The sequence below is a fragment of the Phormidium sp. CCY1219 genome (assembly GCF_035615515.1).
Lineage (GTDB): Bacteria > Cyanobacteriota > Cyanobacteriia > Cyanobacteriales > Laspinemataceae > CCY1219.
The window spans coordinates 1-12,297 of record NZ_JAJENT010000687.1 but is presented as its reverse complement, the minus strand read 5'-3'; the positions used below and the strand labels follow the sequence as shown (position 1 = coordinate 12,297).

Here is a 12,297-nt window from a genome sequence, read left to right as displayed (position 1 = left end):
GTGGGCAAGGAATTGCCCACCCTACAGGAATGCTTAAAAAAAAGGGGGGCAGTGCCCCCAAAGATATGTAGCCAATCGATTGAGAACTTAGAAGTTCATTTCGGCGGCTTGAACTTTCTCGACCTGTTTCTTCTTCAAGACGAGCATAATTTGAGACAGGGTAACGATCGCGAAGAAGGCGAGCAATCCTTTAATCCGCGCCGAACTTTGCAGGACGATTTCGGTATCCACTTGACCGAAACCGCCGACGTTGGGATTATCGGTTAGGGCTTGACCGGCACTCACTTCTTCACCTTCCGACACGATCAATTCCGGTCCGGCGGGAATGGTATCCACTACGGTTTCACCATCAGCCATTTCGATGGTGACTTCATAACCCCCACTTTCGGGTTTGGTAATTTGAGTAATGGTTCCCGCTTCAGAGGCGTTATAGACGGCATTATTGGTCTTGTTGCCGGCAGGGTAAACCTGTCCGCGTCCTCGGTTTCCGCCGACGTGAACGGCATATTTACCGTATTTGATGTTTTTGTCGGTGTCGGGGTTGGGCGAGAGCACGGGGAAAACGATTTCTTGGTACTGTTCGCCCGGTAACGGCCCGACGATTACCACGTTTTTCTGGTCTTCGCTGTAGGGCTGGAAGTACAATCCGCCGACTTTTTCCTGCATTTCTTCAGGAATGCGATCCGGCGGTGCGATTTGGAAGCCTTCGGGCAGCATTAAAACGGCACCCACATTCAATGGCCCTTTTTCGCCACTACCGGTCACTTGCTGCACGTTGGTGTCGTAAGGCATTTTCACCACGGCTTCAAACACCGTGTCGGGTAACACCGCTTGCGGGACTTCCACTTCGGTGGGTTTTTCCGCTAAGTGGCAGTTGGCGCAGACGATGCGTCCCGTGGCTTCACGGGGGGTTTCCGGGGCGGTTTCCTGTGCCCAGAAGGGATACGCAGCCGCTGACTGGGGTGCAGCAATGTCGGAAATCAGGAACAGGGCGAGGGTTGCCACAGCTAACAGGATGCCTTTGGCGATCGCTTGTCTGCTGTGCCGCCAAATGCGCGACAAGGAAGTTAGTTTCATCTGAAATGGGAAGATGTCAGCTAAACGGTCAAATAACAACAGGTGAAATGGAATCGAATGTCCGAGGGGCACAGATTGCGATGCCTTAAGTCCACCACGGCTTTTCGCCGGTGCGGAAGTCGGTTTCCTTCCAGGGGGTGAACAGGACTTTATCGTCTTCCACGTTGGCATTCACCAGTGCCAGGGATAATGGCGCAGGTCCGCGCACCACTTTGCCTTCGCTGTTGTACTGGGAACCGTGACAGGGACAAATGAATTTGTTCTCGCTGGCGTTCCAGGGCACGACGCACCCTAGGTGGGTACAGACGGCGTTGAGTCCGTACTCCGCTAGGGTTTCGTCTTGCTGAACCACCAGGTAGGTGGGGTCGCCTTTTAGTCCCTGGGCTAGGGTGCGATCGCCAGGTTTGTGGTTGCTTAAAAACTCGCTGACGCTAATATCATTGCCCAAGGCATCTTTGGCGGTAATACCACCACCGGCACCCCCTGCAGATGGGGGAATGAAGTATTTAACCACTGGATAAAGTGCGCCCAGTGCCGTGCCGGTTACAGCACCGAACGTCAAGAAGTTCATAAATTGGCGACGCCCCATGCCGGGTACGTCAGGAGTTCCGGAAGCTTGAGCCATGAGTGAATTTGCGACCTCTGTGTTAACTTCTATGTCCTAGACTCTCAGGAAAGAGCTAAAATTGGTCAACGGGAGTTTAATGAATGCGTCTATATCGCTTCAGCCACTACCTCCCTCGGCAGCGACCATCATTAGAGAATGACTCTTAATCGAGCCTTTCTCAACAAATTATTACATTCTTTGTCGCGCACGATCGCATTTTTACCGTGGAGAACCCCCCGAATTGTAACAAAATGTAAACTATCGTTCTCAGATTCGACAGATTGCTCTATGACCGGACAGCAGTTACGTCAGCTATTGCTCGATAAGTGGGGCCGCTCTTACGACATCCAAATGCGGCGCACTCAAGGCAAGATTTTCGTGCAAATTATGTGGAAATACCTCGAACAAGCCTCTTTCCCCCTCTCTGAGGCAGAATATCTGGCCCATTTGGAGGATGTGGCCCTTTATCTCCACGCTTGGGGAGGCACCGATCGCGTGCAAACCTACATCCAACAAACCCGGGAACGCCCCCGCCTGGGAAAAGCCGTTAGCATTCCCCTGGATTTAGGCGAACGCGCCTCGGAATGGATGTTGGAAAATTTTTAAAATCACAGGTTGTTAATTTCCAGTTGCCACCAGTGGCATCTTCAAATCTCAAATGAGTTGCTTATTGCAAATTGTAAACCAGTAAGACCCCTGGCAAGCGGAGGGACAGCGATCGCTCAAGCGGTTTTAGACAAATCCTCGATGGTTTCCGTGGCGGCACATTGAGGCATGGCGATCGTAAAGACAGTGCCCACGCCCACTTCACTGGCGACCCAGATTTGACCGCCAAGCAAATCCACCGCCCGCTTCACGATCGCCAAACCCACTCCAGTGCCCGAGGCATTCGACACATTTGTAGCCCGATGAAACAGGTTAAACAAATTCTCTAAATCCGCTTCTGGAATGCCAATACCTCGGTCCTTAATCCGGAAGACAAACTGTCCCTTCACCGTATTCCAATCACAAGAAATCGTACTCCCCGAGGGGGAATATTTAACCGCATTGCCCAACAAATTGACCAGAATTTGCCGCAGCAGAGTCGGGTCGCTGGTTAATTGAGCGTTTTCTGTAGTAGTCGTCCGCACAAAATGGTGGGTTTTACCGGAAATTCCCGCTACATCTTGCCACACATCTTGACATAAACTGGCAAAACAAACCGGAACCAATTTGCGGTTTTCCCGGCCAGATTCCGCTCGACCGAGGCAAAGAAACCCATCAATCAATTCTGTGGTTGTTTTCACAGTTTCCCCGATTTTTTCAAAATATTTCAGACGTTGCTCGGGGGTCATTTTTTGACTGTGAAGCTTGAGCAAATCGTTGGTGGCGGAAATCACCGTTAAAGAGGCGCGCAATTCGTGGGAAACCATCGACAGCAGTTGGGTTGTTTCCCCAACGCCATCCGGTTCTCGAGTCTGTTGGGGTGCGCTCAGCGGTTCCACAATGCCTTGATAGCCCAAGGGACGACCGTCGCGATCGCAAATGAGGCGCAGGTGTTCGCGAATCCAAATGATTTCCCCATCTTGGCGATAAACCCGCGACTCAAAATGTTTAATCCAGTGACGCTCTTGCAACAAATTCATCAACTCGGCATAGCGCCTCGGATCCACATACAATTGCTCGCCTTTGTTAGTGACGCTGGCTTGCAATTGTTCTGGGGAATTGTAACCCAAAATTCGCGCCAGGGTTTGATTGACTCTAACATAACCCCGATGGGGAATGGCTTGAAAAATACCCACAGCCGCTCGGTTCAGAACATGGCTACACTGGAAAGCGACTCTGTGTGGGATGTCCCACTGCTTCTCTGGTAACTCGGTCACAATAGTCTCCATAAGGGATGAAAGCTTGAACCCGTCTAACAAATAATTTTGGTGGAAATACAGATGCAGGTGAACCCAATGCCTTTCGGCGTCTGGATCGAACCGCGAGCGAAACGGAGGGACTTGCCCCTCGCCGGGGTGTGCTTGCAGATCGATCCCGGCTTTGGCACGACAACGGTATTAATATAGAAAATCTCCGTGCTTTAGCTCAGTAGTCCTGACTACAAACACCGCGAAGTTTGACATAAAACTGAAAGGAATGCTTTCAAGGGGGAAACTCTGGGGGAAGGCCAAGGCTTAAGCGGGCAATTCAAACGCAAAAAATGCGATCGCCCTGGGGTATCCGATCCCCAGGAAAACGCGATCGCGGCAGAGTTCGAGTGGGGTCAGGAGCAATCAGCGCCCCATCAGTTTTACGAAACCGATTCCGCCAAAATACAAACTCAGCACCGCACTGGCCAAAAGACTTTGGGTAAGGGGATCGGTACTCGGGGTCAAAACGCCCCCCAAAATAGCCGCGCCGAGTACCACCACCCGCCAACCGGCCAGCATTTGCCCGGAAGACACGATCCCCAGCAAACCCAACAGGGCTTGAATGACCGGGATCTGGAATGCTAATCCCGTGCTGAATAACAACAGCAGTACGAACTCAAAATAGCGATCGATAGACCACATCTGGTCTACCACCCCGGAACCGTAGTTAATAAAGAAGTTCAGGGCAGCCGGGATCAGGGCAATATAGGCAAAGAAAAGACCGACGCCGAATAGCAGGGTCGATCCCAAGACGATCGGCCCGATAACCCGGCGTTCTCGGCGCGACAGTCCGGGAAGGACGAATTGGATAATCTGATAAAGGACAAACGGACTCGCCACCAGCAAACCGCTGTAACCCGCCACTTTCACGGTGACAAAAAAATATTCCCCCGGTGCCAGTTGCAAAAAGTTGGCTCCTTGGGCGGGAATTTCGAGCAGTTGCACGATCGGTTTGACAAACAAGAAACACCCGACGATCGCGAAGAATACGGCAATGATGGAATAAAAAATCCGCATCCGCAGTTCTTCGAGGTGGTCAAACAGCGACATTTCCACTTCATCGGGAAACTCGTCGAGTTCGTCATTCGCTTCCGGGTCTTGATAGTCGGCGGGGTCGTACAGTTTCGGTGGATCTTGCTGGGTAACAGTATCCATGTCTGGGCTTGGCGTCATGGGTCAAATGTTGTCAAGGGTTCTTTATTTTATTTTAGTGGCAAGGGAGGGGGTGAGGACAATTCGGGATCCATCGCGGGCGATCGCGCCTCTGGGTGGTCAGGGATGAACCTCGCGAGGCAATCCCAAGGGCGCATAGAACGGTGGTCTTAAGTGAGAAAAAAGGCGGGCAAATTCGAGACAAGCGGCAGTGATTTTCCGGATCTAGCGGAACAACGCCTGGTTTTTGTGAGAAATTCCACCGTGGCAATTTTTTATATGAGACTCTAGCCCGTGGTTCGATCGCAATAACAGTAGGGTGCGTCACCCCTGCACTTCCAGCCGTGGAATCTCAGCCAAATGTAATGCGGGGGTGACGCACCCTCCGGCGATGCGGTTGGGACAGCTCACTTATTCTGCTTCAGCTAATACTTTTTCTAATGCGGGATAATCGATTTTAGCATTATGCCGTTTATCCAGCGGAATTTTTTCCACCACGCGAATGGTTTCGATATTGGCCCATTTTAGGGAATCGAGTAGGGAAGCCAAACTGCGATCGACCGAAACCCCGGATTTCCGCCTTTTCTTCGGAGCCATTTCGATGACCAAGGTTCGCTGATAGTTATAATAGAGAAAAGCAATACATTGCACGTCGGAATTGAAATTGGCGGCGCATTCCACCGCAAACGGATAGAGGGTTCCATATTTATCTGTAATGCAGGCTTTGCAGCGCCCGAGCAACCACAACCGTCCCTCCTCATCCAGATATCCTGCATCCCCCGTGCGGTGCCAGGGTTGTTCTTCTACTTTAAATTTGGTTTCTTCATCGCCGACGCCATATAAATATCCCGGCAAAACATGCTCGCCACTGACCACAATTTCCCCCGGTTCTCCCACCCCGTTACAGAGCTGGGAAAATTCTTCTCGATTGTACGGACCGATCGCTTCTCCCCATCGATTTTTGATAATTTTTAGTTGGATTTCTTCCACGGGTTTTCCCACGAGCAATCCGCCACCTTGTTGCATGGTTTGCAAATCTTTCGAGTGGATTTCCGAGCGGGAAATATGGGCGATGGGTTCGGCTTCGGTAGAGCCGTAAACGCCGATGATTTCCGCTTGGGGCGCGATTTGATGCAGTCGATCGAGTAGGGGGGGAAATACTGGTGCGCCGCCACTGTAGATTTTTTGAAAATTGGTCAGGGTTTGCTTGCGTTTGATGCACTCTTGGGCGAGGCGCGCCAATAAGGCGGGGGAGGCGGCGGTGCGGGTGGGTTGATGTGTTTTGATTTGGGATAAAATCGGTTTGGGGGCGATCGCTCCAGGATATTTTAAGTCAGCGTTGGGAATCACGCTGGTGACGCCAGAGGCGAGATTGGCTAATAAGAAAATCGGCAAGGTGGTCAAATCTGTTTCCCCCGGAGTAAGGGCGATCGCATTCGATAGGGCACGGTACTGTGCGATTAAAAATCCGTGGGTGCGTTGAGCGGCTTTTGGTTCGCCGGTACTTCCAGAAGTAAAGGTAATCAGCGCCGGCGTTTCTGGGGTACAAGGTTCGATCTGGGGGTCGGGTTCCAGTTTTTTCGCACGATTCCAGGAGGTAGCTCCGGGAAAGGGAAATCCGATCGCAAATTTGAGGGGAATTTGTTGTAATTGCCACGCGCGGAGGCGCAAAAAATGGGCTTTGAAGCTAGCGATTAAGGCTTTTGGAGGACGCAGGGTGCAGCAGCGAGCCAGATGGGCTTTGCCCGCTGAAGGATCCAGGAAAGTGGCGATCGCTCCTAACCGAAAAATCGCGATCAGCGCCACGTACAGTTCCACCGACATGGGCTGAAACAAAAGCAGGGAATCCCCGGGCTGTACTCCCTTTTGTCGCAACAGTGTCTGAGTGCGACGTGCCGCAAGTTCGAGTTCGGCAAAACTCACGGTGCCAGTTTTGCCTCGGGTGAGATCCAGAATCGCTGGAGTATCTGGGCACTCTTCAACTTGTTTGTGTAGAATTTCGGCAATGTTCATATCTCTGAGGGTGGATAAGCGGGTGGATGAGAGGATGAGCGCTCGGCACCAATTGGATAACGCGGTGGGCAAAATAGTTTGCACTTAGCTATCGTTGGTCATTGGTCATTTGTCGTGGGTCATTTGTCCTTGGTTACTGGTTGTTGGTTATGCAGATTTTTGAAATTTTTAATTCAAAATTCTTCAACGGGAATTTTCGCGTATCGGTGGGGAATCGGGGAAAAGAGCGTCTACTGAAATATATCGCGCTGCAATGAGATTTGCCTAGGGGAGTGGAGACACTTTGGGAGTGGGAATGAATGAAATTTTACAGTGGGTTAGGGGTTGAGCGGTTTGGCAAATAGGGCATAACGGCGGATGGTTTTAGCGTAGCGATCGCTAAGATTTCGGGAAGGATTGGCATCGTGCATTAAGGCATGGATAGCGCGGGTATATCCCATTTCTTTAGCGGTTTCTTGACATTGAGCAACGAATAAATTCCCCAACCCTGCATACTGGCGTCCGGGCAAAACGGCGACGGTTTTGATGATGATGGTATGGATTGCTGGGTCTCGTTCGGCTTCGAGCCAGTCGGGCAGGGCAAATAAAAATCCGATTGGTTGGTCGCGATGGGTGGCGATCGGGATGAATTCGGGACGCAAATACGGACGTATTTTTTGATATTGGGCGATAAATTCTTCTGCGGAAATTGGGGTGTAAAGAAAGTTCTGGCGAAAACTGACACTGGCGATAGTGTAAATGCGCTGCAATTCGGTTTCAAAGTGTTCTATTTCCAGGTTTCGGATGTGAATGCCCAACTTTTCTAGGCGATCGCGCACGCGCTCCAGGCGGGGGTCACTTTGGCTTAAATCGGTATTGACAGCAGAACTATATTGTGCTATTGGTGTAAACTGCTGGGCGGTAAAATGGCGCGGCCAATCCTCGGGGTTGTTGGGTTCTAAGAAAAATATCGGTTCGCTACCGCGATCGCAAATCAAGCGGTAGCTTCGCCAGGTGTTACCATTCATCGGTCCGATGGCGATGGTACAACCGCGATCGCTCAGTTCTTGGCAAGCGTGGTGCAATAATTGCTCGCCGGCAGGGGCATCCACAGCGCCATAATGCCCGATCGCCCCCACGCGATGGTCTTCTAGGGGTGGGGTTGCGTTCCACCACAGGGAACATCGGGCAACCAGTTCGCGATCGTCCCTCACCAGCATCCAATGGGCATCGGGGGATTCTTGCTGCAACTGTTGCCCACTGACGGGGGATAAGCTGGTGAGATGGGCGGCATGTTCTTGCCAAGACGCAATGAGTTGCGCCTGGGGAGTGATTGGAATTGAAATTAGGCGATCGCTGGTCATGTTTCCTGGCTGTTTTCTTTTAATTTTATGGCAAATTGACAATTTTCGGACAGTTACCTTGGCGCAGTTGGGGATGAGGTCATACCTGTTTGCTCATTTAATGGGCATGGGGGAGAGTTTTTCAAAGAAGCAGAGCCTCAAAAGTGGCGTTTCTAGGCCGATCCAAGAAACAAGCGGTTAATTTGTAAGTTAAGCGAATCATTGCCCCAAAACTCAGAAGTATTTTCTCAATTCTCAATTCTCAATTCTCGTTTTCCTCCTTACCCCGGAATCGGATAAAGGGGAATTAACCCGATCGCCGAACATAGGGTAACGATCGCGGCGCGAATCACCCACAGGGGCAGATGGTGGGGGCATTGGCGCAGGAGGAACTCGGCGCAACAGTGAGAAAATGCGGCAAGGGCGATCGCGGCGAAGGCAAGGGGAAGATGGGGCAGGATTGCGCCTTCGAGAATCGCATAGGGAACGAACAACAGCAGTCCGCTTTTGAGAATAGCGGTGAGGGCAAACGTAAGAAATTTGCGCTTTGGCATCCGGGGATGTTCCTTGGGGATAACCAGATCGATAATCGCCAAATGGGCGGCAAAGGCGATAGTATAGGGGTAAAAAAGTTGGGGTTGGTGGAAAATTCTGGCCAGCAGCAACCATAACGCGCCGGTAAAGGAAATGCTCATCACCGCGTAGATATCGTGACGGCGTTGGTTATAGACTTTCGTCCAGGGACACAGGAGGGAGTAACTGAGAAATAGAATCAGGGGTGGGAGTATCCACTGGAAGCTGACGAGAAAGCAACTGGCGTAACCGGCTAAGGCGACGCCGAGTAAGGCGCTGTCGTTGAGGGTGGTGCGATCGCGCCAGATGAGGACGAAGGCGACGAGAATCGCCACACCGATCGCCCGGGCGGTGAGTTCGGGAACGGTTAAAGGGAGATACATTTTCAGCACGACAAAGCTGCCGAGGGGGATGAAGAGGTTATCCAGTCCCTGCCATGCGATCGCCTCCATGAGCATCACCAGCAGTCCCAGAATCGCGCTCACCAGCAAGGTTTGCGCGCGCGGGGTGTCCGTCAGCAGCAGCAAGGGGACGTGAGTTGTGAGAAAGGCGAGGGTAAAAAAGGCAATGGAACCTTCGGCACTTTTCTGTCCGTCGGTGGTTGTATAGCGCACGGTGCCATAGCGCAAGCCGATCGCGGCGGCGACGGCATCGGCTAAAGTTAAGACGAGGATGGGAATGCAGTACAGAATCCAGTGACCCTGGGCCAACCAAAACACTACCGCAACCGAAAGGGGAAAGTATATTTCTCCCAGGGATCGCCGCCCCACGCGATGAACCACCTCGCCCACTTGCTGTAAGGATTTGATGGTTTTGAGCGCCAACATGAGACCAATGGCGATCGCGGCAAGGAGAAACACCGGCCAAGATTCGCGAAACATCCAGGGAAAGGCGATCGTCACCAATCCCATCTGCACGTGCAGCAGTTTCCGCAACAGTTCCGGGTGCGGATTTGCCTTGCGCTTAAATACGGTTAAAGCGGCGATCGCGGTACCGAGAATGGCGAGCACCACACTGATGCCGATCCAAGGGTTTGTCATCATTGTAATGGTTTATACACTTGAAAATGAGTGGGGTTAGAGCCTCAAACCATCGATTTGTCGGTTGATTGGTTAGAGTTATAACAAATTTAGAAGCAATTGTCTCGAAATTGCAAAAAATCTTGATAATTTAGCTCAGGGATCTGCGATCGGATGGGAACCGTCGCTTGTGCAAACGGTTAGTCGAGGTAACTATGGGGGGTCTAGGGAGCGGTGTCTATCAAAGGGTTGTATTTTCAGCGAAAACCTTACGCAATCTTATGGCAGAAGAAAAATTTTTTTTAACCTGTTTGCCCCGTTGGGTTAGTGTAATAAACACTGGATGCAATCGGGTTATGTTTCTGGAGGTATGGGTGATAGTTGAAAGGGAAAAATTCGCCGAAACAACAAAGAGGCGGGGAAGGCATGGCTTTCCCCTGGGGAAAACAACTTTCTCGCGTTTCCCTTCATGTAGCGCAGCGAACACTCACTTAATCGCTAGAAAATTATAATAGTATTTTTGAGGTTATCGGGTTTCATGGGATAAACGAGGATTTGCTAAAATTAAATTCGTTAGCCTGAGTTATCCTGATTGGCTTGTCAATATCTGAAGTCGTTCGTTTAGAGCAATTTAACGGTCATGCGTAAAACAAAAATTATCTGCACTCTCGGTCCTGCTAGTTGCGATCGCAAAACTATCGAAGCAATGGCGCTGGCTGGCATGGATGTGGCGCGTTTGAACTTTTCTCACGGCACCTACGAAAGTCACGAGCAAAACATTCGCCTAGTGCGAGAAGTATCTGCTAAATTGAAAAAACCGATCGCGATTCTCCAGGATTTACAAGGACCAAAAATTCGCGTTGGGGAAATGGAAGACGGCGTGGTTCTCGAACCGGGGCAAACCACGGTGATTACCATGCAGGAAGTCATCGGTAATGCGGAACGATTTAGTTCTACTTATAAAAGATTGGCCAATGACGTGAAGGAAGGAGACACGATATTACTCGATGATGGATTGATTTCGATTCTCGCCGATCGCGTGTTTGACAAAGAAATTCACGGCACGGTGATTGATGGCGGGCCGTTGAAAAGCAACAAAGGAATTAACCTGCGTCATTCCTCGATTTCTACGCCAGCCCTGACCCAAAAAGATATGGACGATCTGGACTTTGGCTTGGAGCATGATGTGGATTACGTGGCGCTTTCTTTTGTTAGAGAGGCATCGGATATCAAAGAAGTGAAAGGGGCGATCGGGCGCAAAGAAAAGGATGCCCATGTGATTGCCAAAATCGAGCGTCACGAGGCACTCGATGACCTGGATGGAATTATTGCCACTGCCGATGCGGTGATGGTGGCGCGGGGAGATTTAGGGGTAGAAATCCCTTTAGAAAAAGTGCCAATGATTCAAAAGTCGATTTTGCAAGCCTGCCGATCGCACCTCAAACCGGCGATCGTGGCGACGCAAATGCTCGAATCCATCATCCGCAACCCGCGCCCGACTCGCGCCGAGGTTTCCGATATTGCCAATGCGATACTCGATGGCACCGACGTACTGATGCTGTCTGGGGAAACCGCCGTGGGACAGTATCCGGTGGAAGCAGTGAGAATGATGGCGCGGATTGCCGAAACCGCAGAGGCGCAGTTGAGTGCTTCTACAAAGTATGTTAACGGAGTGCAGGAACAGGTTCTCGGAAATTCCGTGGTTCATGCGGCTTGCCAATTAGCAGAGAATTTGAAAGCTAAGGCGATTATTTGCTTTACCGAACATGGCTTCACCGCGCGATTGCTCTCTAAGTATCGGCAAGCGATTCCGGCGATCGCCGTCACCACCGATGAATTAGTGCGGCGGCGGGTGAGTCTTTATTGGGGTTTGCAATCCCTGCAACTGGAAGAGGTATCTAGTACCGACGAAATGATCGCCCTTGTGGAACAGGCGGTGGTGGAACATGGATTGCTCGCGAAGGGGGATTTGGTGGCGATCGTTGCGGGATTGCCCCTCCCGATTACCGGGGTGACTAACTTGATAAAAGTGCATCGCATCGGGGAAAGTTATGCGGTTTAACGCCACAGAATCGATGCCATTGAATTGCAAAGCAGGCTCAAAAAAGCGACGCCACTCAGCCTCTTGCAGGGTCACGGCGGTATTTCAATCCCCCGCTTTTCAAAGCCGTTAACCGGACCATTACGGCGCGTGTTCTCGAGGAATTCTCAATGGGGCACGCGGTTTTGTTCGTCGGCGTTAGGAGGATCCGGTGGGGGCGAGTTCATATGAGGGTATGCTGGGGGGCACAGAGAACTCGCCCCTCGGGGTGATGAGGGGGCTGTTTCATTCTCAAGGGTTGCGATCGCCCAACCCTTGCACCGGCGGAGTCGCCTTGTTTTCCCCTCTCCCCTCCATCAACTGTTCTATCATCCGCGAAAAATGGTACTATCAAATCCAGCTCATCTCCCTTTGAACCAAAACTGGGCAATTTGAGGGCACAGTTGGGGAAACGAAGCGCGTTAGAGTAAGCGATGCCATAGCCCAGAGGGGGAAAGGCTCCACGGCAACAGCGCGATCGCCCCCGTCAGGGACTCCGTAGAAACCAACCCCATGTCTAAAGCCAGGGGCTTGTACTTCTAACCACCTGACCAGCCTA

9 protein-coding genes are annotated in these 12,297 nt (G+C 51.3%); 2 read left to right on the top strand and 7 right to left on the bottom strand.

What is annotated here, in order from left to right; all coding sequences use genetic code 11:
- Window positions 1–87 precede the first annotated feature (87 nt).
- Both petA and petC read right to left on the bottom strand, forming a co-directional pair.
- Window positions 88–1,077: a cytochrome f gene (gene petA, locus LKK83_RS20075; protein ID WP_324633090.1), complete on the bottom strand. Its 990-nt coding sequence runs from the start codon at window positions 1,075–1,077 to the stop codon at window positions 88–90.
- An 85-nt stretch (window positions 1,078–1,162) separates the two neighbouring features.
- On the bottom strand, window positions 1,163–1,702 hold the full coding sequence (petC, locus tag LKK83_RS20070; RefSeq protein WP_324633088.1) for a cytochrome b6-f complex iron-sulfur subunit: 540 nt from the start codon (window positions 1,700–1,702) through the stop codon (window positions 1,163–1,165).
- Between the two features lie 270 nt (window positions 1,703–1,972).
- Here petC and LKK83_RS20065 point away from each other — a divergent pair, with 270 nt between their 5' ends.
- A complete protein-coding gene (locus tag LKK83_RS20065) occupies window positions 1,973–2,290 on the top strand; it encodes a DUF3067 family protein (protein ID WP_324633086.1) in 318 nt (105 codons plus the stop codon).
- Between the two features lie 116 nt (window positions 2,291–2,406).
- Here LKK83_RS20065 and LKK83_RS20060 read toward each other — a convergent pair whose 3' ends face one another.
- From LKK83_RS20060 to LKK83_RS20040, 5 genes are all read right to left on the bottom strand, one after another.
- On the bottom strand, window positions 2,407–3,546 hold the full coding sequence (locus tag LKK83_RS20060) for a PAS domain-containing sensor histidine kinase (RefSeq protein ID WP_324633085.1): 1,140 nt from the start codon (window positions 3,544–3,546) through the stop codon (window positions 2,407–2,409).
- Between the two features lie 396 nt (window positions 3,547–3,942).
- Window positions 3,943–4,752: a twin-arginine translocase subunit TatC gene (gene tatC, locus LKK83_RS20055; protein WP_324633084.1), complete on the bottom strand. Its 810-nt coding sequence runs from the start codon at window positions 4,750–4,752 to the stop codon at window positions 3,943–3,945.
- Between the two features lie 390 nt (window positions 4,753–5,142).
- A complete protein-coding gene (locus LKK83_RS20050) occupies window positions 5,143–6,744 on the bottom strand; it encodes an AMP-binding protein (protein ID WP_324633083.1) in 1,602 nt (533 codons plus the stop codon).
- Window positions 6,745–7,061: 317 nt separating this feature from the next.
- The gene (locus LKK83_RS20045; protein ID WP_324633082.1) at window positions 7,062–8,087 is read right to left on the bottom strand and encodes a GNAT family N-acetyltransferase; all 1,026 of its coding nucleotides are present in this window, start codon (window positions 8,085–8,087) and stop codon (window positions 7,062–7,064) included.
- Window positions 8,088–8,347: 260 nt separating this feature from the next.
- Entirely contained in the window at window positions 8,348–9,682 is a 1,335-nt protein-coding gene (locus LKK83_RS20040) for a diacylglycerol/polyprenol kinase family protein (RefSeq protein ID WP_324633080.1), read from the bottom strand.
- 616 nt (window positions 9,683–10,298) lie between these two features.
- On the opposite strand from LKK83_RS20040, the gene pyk reads away from it, so the two are divergent.
- Window positions 10,299–11,720: a pyruvate kinase gene (gene pyk / locus LKK83_RS20035; RefSeq protein WP_324633079.1), complete on the top strand. Its 1,422-nt coding sequence runs from the start codon at window positions 10,299–10,301 to the stop codon at window positions 11,718–11,720.
- Window positions 11,721–12,297: the final 577 nt, after the last annotated feature.

Excerpts from the sequence above, each read along its gene's own strand:
- LKK83_RS20050 (WP_324633083.1), bottom strand. The coding sequence starts at position 6,744 with ATGAACATTGCCGAAATTCTACACAAACAAGTTGAAGAGTGCCCAGAT.
- LKK83_RS20065 (WP_324633086.1), top strand. The coding sequence starts at position 1,973 with ATGACCGGACAGCAGTTACGTCAGCTATTGCTCGATAAGTGGGGCCGC.
- LKK83_RS20040 (WP_324633080.1), bottom strand. The coding sequence starts at position 9,682 with ATGATGACAAACCCTTGGATCGGCATCAGTGTGGTGCTCGCCATTCTC.
- petA (WP_324633090.1), bottom strand. The coding sequence starts at position 1,077 with ATGAAACTAACTTCCTTGTCGCGCATTTGGCGGCACAGCAGACAAGCG.
- petC (WP_324633088.1), bottom strand. The coding sequence starts at position 1,702 with ATGGCTCAAGCTTCCGGAACTCCTGACGTACCCGGCATGGGGCGTCGC.
- LKK83_RS20045 (WP_324633082.1), bottom strand. The coding sequence starts at position 8,087 with ATGACCAGCGATCGCCTAATTTCAATTCCAATCACTCCCCAGGCGCAA.
- pyk (WP_324633079.1), top strand. The coding sequence starts at position 10,299 with ATGCGTAAAACAAAAATTATCTGCACTCTCGGTCCTGCTAGTTGCGAT.
- tatC (WP_324633084.1), bottom strand. The coding sequence starts at position 4,752 with ATGACGCCAAGCCCAGACATGGATACTGTTACCCAGCAAGATCCACCG.